Genomic DNA, 18,353 nt, shown 5'->3' on the forward strand with positions numbered 1-18,353 from the left:
TTCTATTCATCCAATATATTTTTCATTTTTTCATATTTCGTGCTATCCTTTTGAAACATACTTTCTTTCAGCCCTTTATCTATTTGTATCCATTCGGTAGTAACTGAATATTGAATCATACCTTCATGAAAACTAAGAAACTTTAACATAACCCCTGTGTTTTTCTCCACAACCATTTCAAATTTCCCTCTTACATCTTCAGAGGCGCTAATAGGCATCTCTATATTAATTACCCCTTCAATTTTGTAACAATCGAGTCCTAGATATTTCGTTTCTTTATAATTCCAATCTTTATATCGAATTAACAAATCTGCGAATTCTGATTGAATACTATGCTTAGCCAATCCCACATATTCGCCATCATACCGTTTCCTCTCACCTGATTTTCTCAACAATCTTTCCGTAGGATTTAGTTTTAATAGTTCATTATTTCTTTCCTCTGGGCTCCATTTTGACTCTTTATATGTATAGTTCTCATCATCAAACTCTTTTTTTCTACCCTCGTTATATATAATCGTTCTTTTTTTCAATCGTTTATCTTCTTGAGATGCAATGCCTCTTTGTTTCTCCGTATCAATCGCATACTTGTATGTTGTAGCCATTCTTGTAGAGCTAGAATATTCCTCAAATTGTCCTGAAATATTTTTAAAATGATCAATTGAATCCAACATCTTTATATGAATTTTTTCCTTATCTGGATAATTTACATTCAATTTTATTTCTTCTTCATTTTCATAATCAGAAAACGCCTTTTTCTTCACATATTCAAATACTCCACCATTTTGTGCAAAGCTTTGTATAGAAAATTCAGACATAGAAACAATAGAAAGCGCTAGAACCGCGGCACTAATTACCATCATATGAACTCTGTAACTCTTCTTTTTTACTGGAAGATTATGCAGTGTATCATTAATCTTTCCATTTAACTTTGGCGGTAAAATAACATTTTCATCTTTTATTCTCTTTTTTAATTTCTCATCAAATGATTTTTCACTATCCATTCTATACACCCCCTATTCCATCTTTAATCGCTCTTCTAATAGTTCCCTTGCACGTGACAACCTTGACTTAACCGTCCCTTTTGGAATTTCTAAAAGGGACGCAATACTCTCTTGATTCATATCTTCATAATAATAAAGTACAGTTACAGCTCTTAATTCTTCCGTTAAAGACTGAATGGCATTACAAAGATCAATATCTTTATATCGGTCGAACGCTACCATACTACTATCATGATCCTCGATTATAATTAGTTTTTTATATGACTTAATTATATTGTTACACTCATTTATTAAAATTCGAATTAACCAAGTTTGAAAAAACGCTTCTTTTTTTAGTTTTTTTATATTTTCATAAGCTTTTAAAATTGTTGTCTGTATCGCATCCTCTATGTTTGTCTCATCATGTAACATCGCCTTTGCAATGCGATACATCTTCACTTTCTCCGTATGTATAAGCGCCATAAAGGCTTCATGATCACCTTTTTTCGCTAAGGAAACATCCGTTTCTTCTTTTACAATCATTTTATATAAAGGGATTACTTTCACAATTGCTCCTCCTGTTTCATCCTCACTTCAAATTTAACTTTACACGTATTAGACTGCGTAGCCTATAAAAAGGTTCATTTTTTCGAATATTTTTGTAAATAAAAAGATAAATATCCTTTTTATGGTGGCACACAATGAACATATCGGTTCAAATTTACAAACAAAAAAGTCCACTTTCACAGTGGACTTGCTACTTTATAACGGTAAATCTCTCTTTCTAAACATAACTATTGCTAACAAAAAGATGCAAACTGCCCCAACGGTTAAACCTAAACTTACCGGCCATATATTATATGTTCCTTCAGCAATTTCTTTCGGACGAAACAGCGTAAATAAAGATAGGCTTTTCATCCACTCTAACTTATCACTTAATTTCCCTACCATATCTAGTACGAAAAATAATATAGTTAAACTTGCTGAATAACTAAGTGCCTTTCTTTCATCATTACATATACAAGAAAAGAAAAATGAATATGCACTAACGACTAAAAATATGAGCCCTCCGACTACATTAATCTTCAAAAATAATTCTTTATTTAAATTATTATCTTTTAAAAACCATTCTGCTCCTACTATACCTGCTACATACGTGACAATTACAATGATAAGTAGCCCCAATATGAGAACAGTAGCTTGCGTAATAGCAATTTTCACTCTGGATACAGGCGTTGCTAGCAAGTATGCCATCGCTCCTTTATCTACATGACGCGCAATTAAATGTGTCGCAACTGTTACGCAAAAAATTGTTAAAATGATAATAAACAATAGACTGTAATACTCCCCAGCTAAAAAATCCATTACGTTTTGAATCGGACTTTCCATACCAACAATTTTTTTCACACTATCAGGCATAGCACTTATTAATTCATTTAATCCTTTCGCTGATACCATTGATGGGAATATCCAAATTAATAACCATAAATAGAGAGCCGCACCAATCGCATAACTAAAAATACTTTTTTGTGTTTCTTTCAAACTAGCTAAAAACAATTGCTTATTCATGCGTTACCCCTTCTTTCTTATCGTAATAATGCATAAATAAATGTTCTAAATCCATCGCTCTCGTTTGAAGTGCCGTTACATTATAGTTTGAAAGTGTTTGTAAAACAGTTTGATAGTTTCCTTGTACAATAATAGATGCCTCTCTGCCTTTTACCGCTTCAAATTGCAAATTACACTTTGTAAGAGATTCAATTTCTTCTTGCGATGATACAGTTACATCTATTACCTGTCGTCTCATACTTTGTAAATCATGAATATTTTCAACTGTTACGAGTCGACCATCTTTAATAATAGCTACTCTGTCACAAGTTCTCTCAATTTCAGTAAAAATATGTGAAGACATAAGAATCGTTTTTCCTCTTTGTTTTTCCTCTACTATTAGTTCTATAAATACTTGCTGCATCAGTGGATCAAGTCCAGATGTTGGTTCATCTAAAATTAACACCTCTGGATCGTGCATAAATGCAGCGACTATCCCTACTTTTTGCTTCATTCCTTTAGACATTTTGCGAATCGGTGTTTTCACATCAAATTGCAGACGATCTATCAGTTCATCTCGTCTTTTCGTATCCTTTAATCCACGCATTCCTTGCATTAATTTTAAAAACTCTAATCCGTTCATTCCGTCAATAAAAGAAATTTCACCCGGTAAATAACCAACTTCCCTTTGAATTTTCGCTGCTTCATTCCAACAATCTAATCCAAAAATTGTCGCTTTACCAGCTGTCGGTTTTATAAATCCCATTAAATTACGAATTGTCGTTGATTTTCCGGCACCATTCGGTCCTAAATAACCAAATACTTCTCCCTCTTTTACATCAAATGTAATATGAAACAAACCTTTTCCATTCGAAAACTGTTTTGTAACATCTTGAACTGAAATCATAAGTCCACCTCATTTTTTGAAATATTTAATATATGATATTTCAAAATTATTGTACTCCTCATCTTTCATATTCGCAACAACTTTTTGAAATATTTATTAGTCCATATTTCAAAAATATTGTTTTCCATTATTTTTTCTTGTATATTTTAAGTGAGGTGATTACATTGAACGGCTTTGAAAAAGTGAAAGAAAAGAAAAAACGCGCCATTAAAGAGGCGGCCTTCGTATTATTTTCAGAACGTGGATTTAATGAAGTAAAAATAGAACATATTGCAAAAGAAGCAAACGTTTCTCAAGTTACAATTTATAATCATTTCGGAAGTAAAGATGCGTTATTTAGGGAGCTTATACAAGAATTTATCATATCTGAATTTCAATATTATAAAGGGCTTGCAGAAGAAAAATTACCTTTTCATGATATGATGCAAAAAATGATTGTAAGAAAAATGAATACTGGCGGGTTATTTCAACCTGATATGTTACTACAAATGATGCAAAGGGACGAAGAACTCCGTAAGTTTATTTATAGTTATCAAAATGAAAAAATCCTTCCCTGGTATTTAGAAATATTAGAACGAGCTCAGCGTAAAAACGAAATTAATCCACACCTTACGAAAGAAATGATGTTACTTTACATTCAAATGTTTACTAAGTTAGGTGATGATTTCGGGGCACAGCTTCTTGAAGGAGATCGAGAAAAACATATACAAGATATCGTTACGATGTTCTTTTACGGCCTTTCTGTTCCAACAAAATAAAAAAGACACGAAATTCGTGTCTTTTTTATTTTACCGAAATGACTCTACCCGTTTCACTACTTTCAACCGCTAATTGAATTAGTTTAATAACATTTAAACCATCTTGCGCTGTTACAGGTAGTTTCTCACCATTTAATATACTATCTCTTACACCTTTATAGTACATGTCATAGCAACCGACTTCTGTTGAAATACGATTTAAAGTTTCTTCTGTTTCTAAAGTAGCAAAATTCTCTTCAGCATCTACCCCATAACCTATATCGCCTGGCTTCATTCCATTTTTTAATTGTTCTTCCTGCGAATCCATACCGTATTTCACGATAGAACCTTTGTCCCCATGTAATGTAAAATGCGGTCCTGCTTGTTTCACGTAACTGCTACTACGTAAAATGACACGCTTAACTCCATAATGAAGTATTACGTGGAAATAGTCATCAATCTCCGCACCTGGCCTTTGTTTTATTACATCTGCGCTTATCGCATCTGGTTTTCCGAATAATGATAGCGCTTGGTCAATTAAATGCGATCCTAAATCATATAATATACCTGAACCTGGTAAATTCTTTTCTCTCCATCGATCGCGTACATGTGGACGGAAACGATCAAAATGCGCTTCATATGCGTATACATTTCCTATTCTATTTTCTTCTAACAATTTCTTAATTGTTAGGAAATCATTATCAAAACGACGATTATGATATACACTTAACATCACATTATACTGCTTTGCTAATGAGATAAGTTCTTCCCCTTCTTCAATTGAAACAACAAATGGTTTTTCCACTACAACATGCTTACCATGTAAAATCGCTTCTTTTACATATGGAAAATGAGTTGTATTCGGTGAAGTAATGACAACTAGTTCAATATCAGATCGCTTTACTAATTCATCAACTGTGTCAACAACAGCAGCATTTGGTAAAGTTTGTTTCACTACTTCTTCTTTTGAAGATAAAATAGCTCGAATATCATATTCTTCTATCGTTTGTAATAGCGGGATGTGAAATGTTGTACTAGAAAATCCAAATCCTACAATCCCTACACCTATTTTTTTCATGTTGCCCCTCCAATTATCCCGCACTAACGGACAGTAAGATCCCTCCTCAAAATTCAGCGAAAACTAAAAAGTTAGGTGAGGGCCTTACTGTCCGTAAAAGCCCGATTAGTTCAACTAATAATCAGTAGGGAATAAAGCCCCTCACTGATTAAAGTTTCACTTTATGAGAACGATTTCATTTCACTATTATAACAAGATTATTTTCATATACATAATAATTCGCTTAGAAAAAAGCATCTCGCTATTATTCATAGCAAGATGCTTCCTTTATTCCGGTCTTTTCTTCGTCCACGTTTCTACTACTTCACCAGTATCATTAACATCTAGTACTAAACTACCATTACTATACCGGTCTTTGTTTCGATACGCTTTCGGATCAACCTCTTCTACAATATTTTTCTCTGTCTTCATGTAAACTAGTTCATCGTCTCGTACAATTTCAATACCTACAATACGGTATGGATTACGTTTTAACTCTTTGAAAATAACAAGACCTCGCTTCGCTCTCGTTGACTTTTCAATTTCTGATGCTTTTAAACGCTTTATAGCACCGCGTTGCGTTACGAGAATAAGTTGATCTTTGTCACCATTTAACGGTTTACCAGAAGCGACATAGTCATCTTCTTTTAAATTAATCGCTTTTACACCAGCAGCTCTTACACCAACTGGACTTACTTCATCTTCATGGAAAATCAGTGCATATGCACCATGTGTCGCAAGAACGATATCACTCGTTCCATCTGTCGCAAATATATCAACAACTTCATCATCTTTTTTCAAGTTTACAGCAACGAATGCCCTTGAATAGCGCTGAACTTTATATTGATTTAATTCCGTCTTCTTAATCATACCATTCCGCGTTACAAATACGATAAATCGTTTTTCTTCCTCAAAGTTCGGTATGACAGTTGCCCAAATAATTGTTTCATCTCGGTCAAGTGAAACAATATTTGCAACGTGCTGACCTAAATCTTTCCAACGAATTTCCGGCATTTCATATACAGGAAGATAAATATAATTTCCTTTGTTCGTAAATAAAAGAACGGTTTCTGTCGTGTTGGTATCGAAACGCTCAAGTAAGATGTCACCCTCTTTCATACCGAAGTCTTTCCCGTTCGATGCATTATGCGAACGCCAACCAGTTCGTTTCACATATCCTTCTTTCGTTACAGTAACGATGACATCTTCTTGCGGAATCATAACTTCCACATCGATTTTAATTTCTTCAATTTCCTCTTCAATTATCGCACGACGATCATCACTATATGTTTTCTTTACTCTCTTCAAATCTGTTTTAATAACTTGAAGAAGTCTTTTTTCACTTTGTAAAATCGCCTGTAACTCTATAATTTTCTTATTAAGTTCAGCTGCTTCTTGCTCTAGCGCTGTAATATCCGTATTCGTTAAACGATATAGTTGCAGTGAAACAATTGCTTCTGACTGAGCTTCTGTAAATCCAAATCGTGCGCTTAAATTATCTTTCGCATTACGTTTATCTTTAGACCCTCGAATCGTTTCAATCACTTCATCTAAAATTGATAATGCTTTCTTTAAACCTTCTACAATATGTTGGCGATTTTCTGCTTTTCTTAATTCATATTGTGAGCGTCTCGTAACAACTTCTTTTTGATGGCCAATATACGCATCCAAAATTTTAGGTAATGTCATAAGTGTTGGACGACGATTATTTATCGCTACCATATTAAAGTTATATGGAATTTGTAAATCTGTATTTTTATATAAATAGTTTAAAATACCTTCAGCATTTGCTTCTTTTTTTAATTCTACAACGATGCGGAGACCTGTACGATCTGTTTCATCACGCACTTCAGCAATGCCATCTAATTTTTTATCTAGACGTAATTCATCCATTTTTTTAACAAGATTTGCTTTATTTACTTCATACGGAATTTCTGTAATAACGATTTGTTGCTTTCCACCACGAATCGTTTCAACCTCTGCTTTTCCGCGAATAATAATTTTACCTTTACCTGTTTCATATGCTTTTTTAATGCCATCTATCCCTTGAATAATACCACCTGTAGGGAAATCTGGTCCTTTAATAACCGCTAACAAGTCATCCACAGAACTATTCGGTTGATCGATACGCATCATTGTAGCATCAATTACTTCTCCAAGATGATGCGGTGGAATTTCTGTTGCATAACCAGCAGAAATCCCTGTAGAACCGTTCACTAATAAGTTCGGGAACATTGCAGGTAATACAACTGGTTCTTCACTCGTATCATCAAAGTTTGAAACGAATTCTACTGTTTCTTTATCGAGATCACGTAATAACTCTGATGCGATTGGTGATAAACGGGCTTCTGTATAACGCATTGCCGCTGCTGGATCACCATCAACACTACCATTATTACCATGCATTTCAACTAAAACATTACGTACTTTCCAAGTTTGACTTAAACGTACCATCGCCTCATATACAGAGGAATCACCATGTGGATGGTAATTACCAATAACGTTACCAACTGTTTTAGCTGATTTACGAAACGCTTTATCATGTACGTTTCCTTCTACATACATAGAATATAATATACGTCTTTGTACTGGCTTTAAACCGTCACGCGCATCTGGAAGCGCGCGGTCTTGAATTATATATTTACTATAACGTGCAAAGCGGTCACCTAACACGTCTTCAAGCGGGAGGTCATGAAACTTCTCTGCCTGCATGTTATTCCACCTCCGTCTCCATAATCATTTCGTTTTCTAAAATATTTCCTTCTTCTTGCATACCAAATTGTACATTACGCTCAATCCATTTACGGCGCGGTTCTACTTTATCACCCATTAATGTCGTAACGCGGCGCTCTGCTCTTGCTGCATCATCAATTTTCACTCGGATTAATGTACGCGTTTCAGGGTTCATCGTCGTTTCCCATAACTGATCTGCATTCATTTCACCAAGTCCTTTATAGCGCTGCAACATATAACCTTTACCGACCTTTTTCGTTACACCATCTAATTCTTCATCAGACCATGCATATTCAATTACTTCACTTTTCCCTTTCCCTTTACTTACTTTATATAAAGGTGGAAGTGCAATAAATACTTTACCAGCTTCGATAAGTGGTTTCATATATCTGTAGAAGAAAGTTAATAACAATACTTGAATATGAGCTCCATCCGTATCTGCATCGGTCATAATAACAACTTTATCGTAGTTAATATCTTCAACAACGAATTCATTTCCTACTCCGCCGCCAATTGCATAAATAATTGTATTAATCTCTTCATTCTTAAAAATATCAGCAAGCTTTGCTTTCTCCGTGTTAATTACTTTACCACGCAACGGTAGTACCGCTTGAAAACGACGATCTCGCCCTTGCTTTGCTGAACCGCCGGCCGAGTCACCCTCTACTAAATACAATTCGTTTTTTTGAGGGTTACGTGATTGTGCAGGTGTTAACTTCCCGCTTAAAGTACCTTCTGATTTTTTCTTTTTCTTACCACTACGTGCTTCTTCTCTCGCTTTACGAGCAGCCTCACGTGCTTGCGCTGCTTTAACTGCCTTTCTTACAAGAAGTGTAGCTACATCCGGGTTTTCTTCTAAAAAGTAAGCTAAATGCTCTGATACAATTGCATCAATAGAAGAACGAGCTTCACTTGTACCCAGTTTCCCTTTCGTTTGTCCTTCAAACTGCAGTACTTCTTCTGGTACACGTACAGAAACGATAGCCGCTACACCTTCACGAATATCTGTACCTTCTAAGTTTTTATCTTTTTCTTTTAATAATGAAACTTTACGAGCATACTCATTAAACACACGTGTCATCGCTGTTTTAAATCCAGCTTCGTGTGTTCCACCATCTTTTGTACGTACGTTGTTTACAAACGAAAGAATATTTTCTGAGTAACCATCATTAAACTGGAATGCTAGTTCTGCTTCAATCCCATTTTGTTCACCAGTGAAATATACAACTGGATGAATTGAATCTTTTTCTTCGTTTAAGTATGAAACGAAAGCTTCAATTCCTGTTTCATAATGAAATATATCTTCTAAATCATTACGTTCGTCTTTTATCGAGATTTTCATTCCTTTTAATAAGAATGCAGATTCACGTAATCTCTCACATAATGTTTCATAATTGTAATTTGTCGTACTGAAAATCGTTGTATCTGGTTTGAAGTGCATTGTCGTACCAGACTCTTTTGTTTTCCCGATTTTCTCTAACGTCGTTGCAGGAACGCCACCATTTTCAAAGCGTTGTTCATAAATGTTACCATCACGTTTAATTGTTACTACTAACCATTCTGACAAGGCGTTTACAACTGATGCCCCAACACCATGTAAACCACCACTCGTTTTATAGCCACCTTGACCAAACTTACCACCTGCATGAAGTACAGTTAAAATAACTTCAGGTGTAGGTTTCCCAAGTTTATGCATTCCCGTAGGCATTCCTCGCCCTTTATCAATAACGCTAATACTATTATCTTTATGTATTACGACAGAAATTTCGTCGCCAAATCCCGCTAACGCTTCGTCAACGGAGTTATCTACTATTTCATATACTAAATGATGCAATCCACGGCTATCCGTACTCCCGATATACATACCCGGGCGTTTTCGAACGGCTTCAAGTCCTTCTAACACTTGAATTGCATCTTCATTGTATTGGAACTGATGCTTCGCCAAACTCCTTGCCCCTTTCCTAATCAAATCAGAACATATGTTTCTATTATAGAATAACGCCTCGACTATAGTTTTGGCAAGTTATCTTATCTCTTTTATATACCATTTTCAATAGAAAAATCCTTGTTTTTTCACAAGGATTCCTCTAGGCTACTATTTCAGAAAAATAATCGTTTGTCAACGAGAAATGGATATGTATTCCAAGATTACACATTCCAAACCTTTATCATGATCCAAATGATCAATATCCAAAACGGGATAACAAGTAACAATCCCCAAAAACAGCCTTTAAAAAATCTCATGATGAACACCTCGTTCATCGGCCCTACTTATCTATAACGAGGGCTGAATCAATCTTTCTATCTTTAAAATCTATACTATTTTGTCATCGCATGTTCTACTTTAATACAACGGTCCATTATTACAGTATAGTCTTTTTCTTTTAAAAGTTTATACGTATCTTCATCTTGTACTCCTAGTTGTGCCCAAAAAACATCTGCATCAATCTCTACAAACTCTTTCGCAACACCCATTAAAAATTCTGAACGGCGGAATACGTTTACGATATCAACATGTTCTTTAATATCCGCCAGTGAAGGAACTGCCTTTTCTCCAAGTACTTCATCAACTGTTGGATTTACCGGTATAATGCGGTACCCTGCATCTTGCATCGCTTTTGAAACCATATACGATGTACGTTCTGGTTTATCTGATAATCCAACAACCGCAATCGTTTTACTTTTCTTCAATACTTCACCAATTTCCGTACGAGTTGGGTTTTCAATTGTCATAATTAGTCCCTCCTATTCCTTTAGTATATCCGATAAAGAAAGTCTCTTTCAACATGAAAGAGACTTTCTTTTATTCCGATTATTGATTCTTAGTAGCTGAATTATCTGCTAACGTAGCTGATTTCGTCATTTTTTGACCATTGCGATAGAATGTAACTTCTACTTTCTCGCCAACTTTTTTCTTTTCATATAAATATTTACGGAATTGAAGAGCATTCTCTACCTTTTGATTATCTAATGCTACTACAAGATCATATTGCTCTAAACCTGCTTTTTCTGCCGGTGATATTGGATAGATTTTACCTAATACAACGCCATTTGTTACTTCTTTTGGCACTTTCAGCTGATTTACTGCATAAGTTTGCACATCTTCTAATGAAACGACACCTACTCCAAGCGCTGGACGTTTCACTACTCCATCTTTTTCAAGCGATTCGATGACTGGTTTTGCAATATTAATCGGAATTGCAAATCCGATTCCTTCAACTTCTTGCTGCGCAATTTTACTCGAATTAATACCGATTACTTCACCGTTTTGGTTAAATAATGCACCACCACTATTACCAGGGTTAATCGCTGCATCTGTTTGAATAACTTGTGCTTGCCAATCTGGGCGTTTGTCCCCATCAATATCAACTGGAATTTCGCGTTCTTTACTACTGATTATACCTTCCGTTACACTGCCATCAAATCCAAGTGGGTTTCCAATTGCAATCGCTTTTTCACCAGCACGAAGTTTACTGGAATCACCTAGACTTGCAACTTTATTTACATTAGATCCGTCAATTTCAACAACAGCTAAGTCTAACCAAGGATCCTTACCAACTAGTTTTGCATCAACTTGCTTTCCATCACTTAGTTTCACAGCAAGTTTATTCGCTCCATCTACTACGTGGTTGTTCGTTACGATATATGCTTTATTTCCTGCTTTTTTATAAATAACACCTGATCCTGAACCAGCTTGTTGTTCTTGACCTGTCGGTTGCATTGCAAATGGATCGACACTTTGTTGCATATTAATAACACCTACAACAACATCTTTCGCACCTTCAACCATACCTGGCAAATCAGTTTCGTTTTTTGATTTATTGACAACAGGAACTACAGTACCTTCTACTTGTTTATTAGAATTGAATGATGAAACTGCCGCTCCATTATTTTGCACCCATGGCATATAAGGTGCTGCAAAACTAATCGAAACCGCCCCGACTACAGCTCCCACTAAACCTGTGAAGAAATAACCTTTTTTACTTCCTGATTTTTTCACTTCTCTCGTTTCACTATGCTCTTCATTCAAATTTGGTCCGTCGTAATATCCCATTTTTATTTCCCCTCTCTGGTGAATTCGTATTTTCAGTATAGTCACGTTTTGTGTCCTTCTTGTGAACTCATCGTGAAATCCAATTAAAAAAATACTCCTATCTACCATTGTAGACAAGAAAATTATTTTTTGAACATTCTACCTTCAAAAAGAGGATATAAAATTGCTAAATTCCCAGGCTAAAGTGCACAAGTCATTCCAGATTATTCTTCGAATTTATAACCAACTCGAATAACAGTACCGATATGCTTCGCTTTATCTCCTAGCTTATTTCGCAATTTTTTAATATGCGTATCAACCGTTCGGTCATCACCGTAGTAATCATATCCCCATAACTGATCTAATAAATGTTGACGTGACAACACAATTCCTTTGTTCTCCATTAAATAAACAAGAAGTTCAAATTCTTTATGCGTCAATATAATTTCTTCTCCATCTACTAAAACAGTTCTAGATAGACGATTCACTTCTATTCCGGCTAAAGACATAGCATTTTCCTCCGCTACTCCTACCGCACCATCCGCACGTTTCAATAACGTCTTCGCGCGAGCTACTAACACTTTCGGGCTAAATGGTTTCGTTACATACTCGTCTGCACCTAATTCGAAACCTAGCAATGTATCATCCTCATCCGAACGTGCTGTTAGCATAATAATTGGTACTGCTGATTCTTTTCTAATTCGTCTACAAACAGACCATCCATCTATTTCTGGTAACATAATATCTAACATAATTAAATCAATTTCATGCTCTGCAAATAACTCTAGCGCTTTTTTTCCATCTTCTGCTTCAATCACTTCAAAGCCTTCATTACGAAAATAATCACTAACAATTTCACGTAATCTTCTTTCGTCTTCAACAAGTAATACTGTTTTATTCATATAATCTATCCCGCCTTTTTACTCTTTCAATCGAATAATACGTTGATTGGAGCTTCCGCGAAATGGAAGTGTTAAATCTCTTTTCTCGATTTCAAATCTTCCATCGACTAAAACATCCCCATAGTGTAACAACTCTATCATATCATTATTTTGAGAACTCTGTATCTCTTCTAACGTATAACCTGTATACATCCATAGATTTTTTTTCAAATCTTTCACGGCTTTTGCTACTTTTTTCACTTCAACAGCTTGAAAAAACGGATCTCCACCTGAAAATGTTACATCAGTTAATGGATTACTTGCAATCTCTTTCACAACTTCTTCTACCGTCATTTCAGTTCCATTGCAAATATTCCAAGATTTCGGGTTATGACACCCGAAACAACGATGCGGACAGCCCGCAAAAAACACGACTGTCCGCAACCCTTCTCCATCTACTACACTATCATGAATGATATTCATCACTTTCATTTATGCTTCACCCGATCCATCTCTTCGCTACGTTTCGCACTATTCCACTTCGACATATCTCCCACAAGATAGCCAGTTATACGGCGAATTCTTTCTATATTGGTCTCGTCTTCATTTCCGCAGCTTGGACATTCATTTCCAATAACTCCGTGATAGCTGCAGCATGTACAACGATCAACAGGATGATTAATTGAACCGTACCCAACGCCATGCTCTGCCATCGCTTGTACAATTTGTTTTAACGCCTTTTGATTATGCATCGCTGCTCCGTCTAGCTCAATATACGTAATATGTCCCCCGTTACATAGAGCATGGAAAGGTCCTTCTAAACGAATTTTATTTATCGCTTGAATGCTATAGTAAACTGGGATATGGAATGAATTCGTATAATAATTATGGTTCGTTATACCGCTAATCACCCCAAATTCTTCTCTATCTTTTTTCACAAACTTCCCTGATAACCCTTCTGCAGGAGTTGCAATTACTGAGAAATTCAGTTCATGTTCTTCCGTTGCTTTATCCATTCTATCTCTCATAAAGGAAATGATTTCATACCCGAGTTTCCATGATTCTTCATCTTCTCCATGATGCTTTCCTGTTAAAGCTACTAAGCACTCCGCAAGACCGATAAAACCAAGACTTAACGTCCCTTGCTTTAAAATGGATGCTACAGAATCTTCAGGCTGTAACTTCTCTCCACCGCGCCATACACCTTGTGAATATAAAAATCGAAAATCTCTTGCTCGCTTCGTACATTGATACTCAAATCTCTCTAATAATTGCTTAATCCCTAAATCTAAGTAATAATTTAACGCTTCAAAAAATGCTTCTTTTGAACCACTAATTAACGCTAATTTCACTAAGTTGATAGACGTAAATGATAAATTTCCTCTCCCAATCGCTGTTTCTTCTCCATGTATGTTAGACATGACACGGGTACGACATCCCATATAACATACTTCACTTTCCGGTCGTCCGTCATAATGCACTGCATTAAATGGCGCATCTAAAAATGAAAAGTTAGGGAATAATCGTTCAGCCGTTGTCTCTAACGCTAATTCAAATAAATCATGGTTCGGATCACATTCTTCAAAGTTCACACCTTTTTTCATTTTAAAAATTTGAATCGGAAAAATTGGTGTTTCTCCTTTACCAAGACCAGCTTGTGTCGCTTTTAAAAGTTGTCTAACTAATAACCGTCCCTCTTTTGATGTGTCTGTTCCATAATTAATAGAAATAAACGGTACTTGTCCCCCGCCCCTACTGTGCATACTATTTGAATTATGAACGAAAGCTTCACACGCCTGATACGTATCATTTTCTGTTTCTTTCCATGCAAATTCTTCTATTTGTTCTTTCGTAAGCGAATATGACTGTAATCGTTTCTTATGTCTCGCTACTGTTTTTCTCACATATGGAGCTAAATCAATATCAAAGAGTGCAAACGATTGACCACCGTGCTGCATATTTTGATTCGCCTGAAAAATAATAGACGAAAGAGCCAATGCACTTTTAATATCCTGCGGTTGTCTCATATGCCCATGTCCGGTATGAAAACCGTTCGCAAGCATTTGCGCTAACGGAATTTGCGAACAAGTCGTCGTTCCTGTCGCATAAAAATCTAAATCATGTGGATATAATATATTTTCATTTATCGCTTTTTTCACTTGGTCTGACAATAAATTTTCAACTGCATAATATTTTGCACTCTCAGATGCGAACGTTCCCATTACTCCCATCGGAGAGCGCCCATCTACATTTGCATTCTCTTGCATTAAATCTTGTTCATTGCCGTGGACAATTGTCCCAAACACTTTCATTAATTCTTCTCCACGTGTATTTCGTTGTAACATTTATAACCCTCCATCAATATGTTGTTATCTTTTGATTAAAATGTTACAACATATAGTCTTGTTGTTTCTGTGAGAAATGTAACATTCCTGTGAATTTTTTTTCACGAAATAATGAATTTTTCATTTACAAAAAAGAAATGTGCTCTTTACAAATGTATGGTACAATAAACGGGAAAAACTCTTTTTACCCTTTATCAACACATTTGAATAAAGGAGACTGAACTTATGGTTACTACATATCTTTTATTTATCGTTGCCTACTTACTTGGCTCGATTCCATTTGCATTAGTCGTTGGAAAAATCGGCTATGGAATCGACATTCGTGAGCACGGAAGCGGTAATTTAGGCGGAACAAATACATTCCGCACATTAGGGAAAAAAGCAGGTTTTACCGTTACAATTGCTGACATTTTAAAAGGGACATTAGCAACAGGTCTACCGATAATTTTCGGATTAGATATTCACCCACTATGGTTCGGATTAGCAGCTGTTCTTGGACATGTATATCCGATTTTTGCAAAATTCCGTGGTGGTAAAGCAGTTGCAACTTCTGCCGGGGTGCTATTATGCTACTCACCAGTTGTTTTTGCAATATTAGCTGTTGTATTTTTCACCCTTTTATTTACAACAAGATACGTATCACTTTCTTCTATGGTAACAGCTGTCGTTGCTGTTATTGCATCCATTGTTAGCGGGGATAAAATCTTCATTATTGCGATGTGTTTATTAGCAGGTATGGTTATTTATAAACACCGTGCAAATATCGGACGAATTATAAATAAAACTGAACCGAAAGCAAACTTCTCAAAAAAGCAAAAATAAGGTTGTAACCCACATAACGCAAAAAGAAAACGTGAAGCATATTAATAGCGTCTTTTTGCGTTATTTTTTATACTAAAGAAAAGGCAACATAATTTGGAGGAACTATACATGAATCTTTCCGTAACAAAAGAAGCAGCACAATGGTATAAAAACGAATTAAATTTACAATCAGGTGAAACACTACGCCTTTTCGTACAATACGGCGGTTGCAGTACTGTGCAAAAAGGACTTTCTTTAGGTATTCGTAAAGATGACCCTGCACATCCTGCTGTTCAAACTCAAGAAGAAGGTATTAACTTCTTTATTGAAGGCGATGATGAGTGGTTCTTCGATGGACATAATTTATCTGTTACACTTAACGACGGTGATGATTTCCCTCAATTTAATTATGAGAAATAAAAAAAGCGTGGCTTCTGCCACGCTTTTTTTATTTCTTTTTAATTTCCTCATATTTCGCATACCACTCAGGATATAATTTTTTAAATGATACAGGGCGGAACCCTTCTTTTTTCGCACAAATATTCGTTGTACTTGCAGTAATGCAAAGCTCACCATCACCGTTATATATTTCATAACCATATACAACACGAAGCGGGCTCACAGTATCAATCCACGTTTTCACAATTGCTTTTTCTCCGTAACGCATCGCTTTACGATATGAAATTTGCAAGTCTAATACAGGAGAAATAATTCCCTCTTTCTCCATTTCAACATATGAAAATCCTAATTCTTGTATAAGTTTCGTGCGCCCAAGTTCCAGCCACACTAAATAGTTTGAATGGTAAACAACACCCATCTGGTCTGTTTCCGCATAGCGGATTTCAACTTCATATTCTGCTACAAACATTTCTATTCGCCTTCTTTCACTTCTGCTACCTTGCATACATTTAATCATAATACAGTGGAATCAAAAATAAAATAAAAACAGTGAATCTTTTACCGAAAGGGGCAAACACATGATCCAAATTGTAACTGTTCGTAGCGGTGATAGTGTTTATGGTTTAGCATCAAAGTACGGATCTACACCTGAAGAAATTGTAAAAGACAATGGACTAAATCCTGCTGAAACACTCGTTGTTGGTCAGGCACTTATCGTTAATACAAAAGGAAATAATTATTATGTACAGCCTGGTGACAGCTTATATCGAATTTCTCAAACGTATAACGTTCCTCTCGCTAGCTTAGCTAAAGTTAATAATCTTTCATTAAAATCTATTCTCCATGTCGGACAACAATTATATATACCAAAAGGTACAAAACGAGCAGTAGAATCCATCGCTTATTTACAGCCTTCAACAATACCGATAAAAGAAAGTTTAGTAAATGCTACACGTGCTATTAATCCATTTTTAACATATTTAGCCTACTTCAGCTTTGAAGCAAAAAGAGACGGCACTTTAAAAGAACCAACGGAAACAGCGAAAATCGCTAATATTGCAACGCAAGGTAAAACCATCCCTATGCTCGTTATTACAAATATTGAAAATGGAAATTTCAGTGCCGATCTGACATCGGTTATTTTACGCGATGCAACAATCCAAAACAAGTTTATTACTAACATTTTGCAAACAGCTGAAAAATATGGCATGCGAGACATTCATTTCGATTTCGAGAGTGTGGCACCCGAAGACCGCGAGGCATACAATCGCTTTTTACGAAATGTGAAAACACGCTTACCTAGCGGGTACACATTAAGTACAACGCTTGTACCGAAAACAAGTTCCAATCAAAAAGGGAAATTTTTTGAGGCTCACGATTATAAAGCACAAGGACAAATTGTTGATTTCGTCGTCATTATGACATACGACTGGGGTTGGCAAGGCGGGCCACCGATGGCGATTTCTCCTATTGGTCCTGTGAAAGAAGTACTTCAATATGCGAAATCTCAAATGCCACCACAAAAAATTATGATGGGGCAAAATTTATATGGTTTCGATTGGAAACTTCCGTTCAAACAAGGAAATCCACCTGCAAAAGCAATCAGCTCTGTTGCAGCTGTTGCACTAGCTCGTAAATATAATGTTCCTATCCGCTATGATTTCACGGCTCAAGCTCCTCATTTCAATTACTTTGACGAAAACGGCGTACAACACGAAGTTTGGTTTGAAGATTCACGGTCCGTACAAAGTAAATTTAATTTAATGAAAGAACAGGGCATCGGTGGTATTAGTTATTGGAAGATTGGTTTACCATTCCCGCAAAATTGGCGTTTACTCGTTGAAAACTTTACGATTACAAAAAAGGGCTGACTTTTGTCAGCCCTTTTTTCATATTACTGTTACAAAACGTCTTTCATTCCCTCATAAAAAA

17 protein-coding genes are annotated in these 18,353 nt (G+C 35.8%); 4 read left to right on the forward strand and 13 right to left on the reverse strand.

Translation table 11 applies throughout. The features are described from left to right. Nucleotides 1-2: 2 nt before the first annotated feature. The 4 genes from F0362_RS17455 to F0362_RS17470 all read right to left on the reverse strand — a co-directional run bounded on the left by F0362_RS17455 (nucleotide 3) and on the right by F0362_RS17470 (nucleotide 3,435). Nucleotides 3-1,001, reverse strand: a complete 999-nt coding sequence (locus tag F0362_RS17455) for an ECF-type sigma factor negative effector (RefSeq protein ID WP_000376642.1) — start codon at nucleotides 999-1,001, stop codon at nucleotides 3-5. 12 nt (nucleotides 1,002-1,013) lie between these two features. Continuing rightward, complete coding sequence (locus F0362_RS17460) at nucleotides 1,014-1,547, reverse strand: RNA polymerase sigma factor (protein WP_000864737.1); 534 nt, start codon at nucleotides 1,545-1,547, stop codon at nucleotides 1,014-1,016. Nucleotides 1,548-1,742: 195 nt separating this feature from the next. Then, entirely contained in the window at nucleotides 1,743-2,549 is an 807-nt protein-coding gene (locus F0362_RS17465; RefSeq protein WP_001041420.1) for an ABC transporter permease subunit, read from the reverse strand. Next, on the reverse strand, nucleotides 2,542-3,435 hold the full coding sequence (locus F0362_RS17470; protein ID WP_000626560.1) for an ABC transporter ATP-binding protein: 894 nt from the start codon (nucleotides 3,433-3,435) through the stop codon (nucleotides 2,542-2,544). Before F0362_RS17470 ends, F0362_RS17465 begins: the two co-directional genes overlap by 8 nt. 164 nt (nucleotides 3,436-3,599) lie before the next feature. Here F0362_RS17470 and F0362_RS17475 point away from each other — a divergent pair, with 164 nt between their 5' ends. Then, nucleotides 3,600-4,193, forward strand: coding sequence for a TetR/AcrR family transcriptional regulator (locus tag F0362_RS17475; RefSeq protein WP_001013009.1), 594 nt, complete (start codon nucleotides 3,600-3,602; stop codon nucleotides 4,191-4,193). A gap of 25 nt (nucleotides 4,194-4,218) precedes the next feature. Here F0362_RS17475 and F0362_RS17480 read toward each other — a convergent pair whose 3' ends face one another. From F0362_RS17480 to F0362_RS17515, 8 genes are all read right to left on the reverse strand, one after another. Then, nucleotides 4,219-5,250, reverse strand: coding sequence for an oxidoreductase (locus tag F0362_RS17480; protein ID WP_079519467.1), 1,032 nt, complete (start codon nucleotides 5,248-5,250; stop codon nucleotides 4,219-4,221). 267 nt (nucleotides 5,251-5,517) lie between these two features. Next, nucleotides 5,518-7,941: a DNA topoisomerase IV subunit A gene (gene parC, locus F0362_RS17485; protein ID WP_001147488.1), complete on the reverse strand. Its 2,424-nt coding sequence runs from the start codon at nucleotides 7,939-7,941 to the stop codon at nucleotides 5,518-5,520. Nucleotide 7,942: 1 nt separating this feature from the next. Further along, nucleotides 7,943-9,907 carry a DNA topoisomerase IV subunit B gene (gene parE, locus F0362_RS17490; protein WP_098647754.1) on the reverse strand — a complete coding sequence of 655 codons (1,965 nt, stop codon included), beginning with the start codon at nucleotides 9,905-9,907 and terminating at the stop codon, nucleotides 7,943-7,945. A 374-nt stretch (nucleotides 9,908-10,281) separates the two neighbouring features. Continuing rightward, entirely contained in the window at nucleotides 10,282-10,695 is a 414-nt protein-coding gene (locus F0362_RS17495; protein WP_000151385.1) for a CoA-binding protein, read from the reverse strand. Nucleotides 10,696-10,774: 79 nt separating this feature from the next. Continuing rightward, nucleotides 10,775-12,016 (reverse strand): S1C family serine protease, encoded by a 1,242-nt coding sequence (locus tag F0362_RS17500; RefSeq protein WP_000542629.1) that lies wholly within the window; start codon nucleotides 12,014-12,016, stop codon nucleotides 10,775-10,777. A gap of 203 nt (nucleotides 12,017-12,219) precedes the next feature. After that, the gene (locus F0362_RS17505) at nucleotides 12,220-12,897 is read right to left on the reverse strand and encodes a response regulator transcription factor (protein ID WP_001044679.1); all 678 of its coding nucleotides are present in this window, start codon (nucleotides 12,895-12,897) and stop codon (nucleotides 12,220-12,222) included. An 18-nt stretch (nucleotides 12,898-12,915) separates the two neighbouring features. Beyond that, nucleotides 12,916-13,368: an anaerobic ribonucleoside-triphosphate reductase activating protein gene (gene nrdG, locus F0362_RS17510; RefSeq protein WP_000867069.1), complete on the reverse strand. Its 453-nt coding sequence runs from the start codon at nucleotides 13,366-13,368 to the stop codon at nucleotides 12,916-12,918. After that, a complete protein-coding gene (locus F0362_RS17515) occupies nucleotides 13,365-15,221 on the reverse strand; it encodes an anaerobic ribonucleoside triphosphate reductase (protein ID WP_000941742.1) in 1,857 nt (618 codons plus the stop codon). The genes nrdG and F0362_RS17515 overlap by 4 nt, the downstream gene beginning before the upstream one ends. Before the next feature lie 225 nt (nucleotides 15,222-15,446). Here F0362_RS17515 and plsY point away from each other — a divergent pair, with 225 nt between their 5' ends. Both plsY and F0362_RS17525 read left to right on the forward strand, forming a co-directional pair. Next, a complete protein-coding gene (gene plsY, locus F0362_RS17520; protein WP_000258971.1) occupies nucleotides 15,447-16,043 on the forward strand; it encodes a glycerol-3-phosphate 1-O-acyltransferase PlsY in 597 nt (198 codons plus the stop codon). A gap of 108 nt (nucleotides 16,044-16,151) precedes the next feature. Continuing rightward, nucleotides 16,152-16,442 (forward strand): HesB/YadR/YfhF family protein, encoded by a 291-nt coding sequence (locus F0362_RS17525; RefSeq protein WP_001054451.1) that lies wholly within the window; start codon nucleotides 16,152-16,154, stop codon nucleotides 16,440-16,442. Nucleotides 16,443-16,470: 28 nt separating this feature from the next. On the opposite strand, the gene F0362_RS17530 is transcribed toward F0362_RS17525, so the two are convergent. Beyond that, entirely contained in the window at nucleotides 16,471-16,890 is a 420-nt protein-coding gene (locus tag F0362_RS17530) for an acyl-CoA thioesterase (protein WP_000495823.1), read from the reverse strand. A gap of 109 nt (nucleotides 16,891-16,999) precedes the next feature. Here F0362_RS17530 and F0362_RS17535 point away from each other — a divergent pair, with 109 nt between their 5' ends. Then, nucleotides 17,000-18,292 (forward strand): glycoside hydrolase family 18 protein, encoded by a 1,293-nt coding sequence (locus F0362_RS17535; RefSeq protein ID WP_000614830.1) that lies wholly within the window; start codon nucleotides 17,000-17,002, stop codon nucleotides 18,290-18,292. The last annotated feature ends 61 nt before the right edge of the window (nucleotides 18,293-18,353 follow it).

Origin of the sequence: Bacillus sp. BS98, assembly GCF_008432245.1 — a bacterium.
Lineage (GTDB): Bacteria > Bacillota > Bacilli > Bacillales > Bacillaceae_G > Bacillus_A > Bacillus_A toyonensis.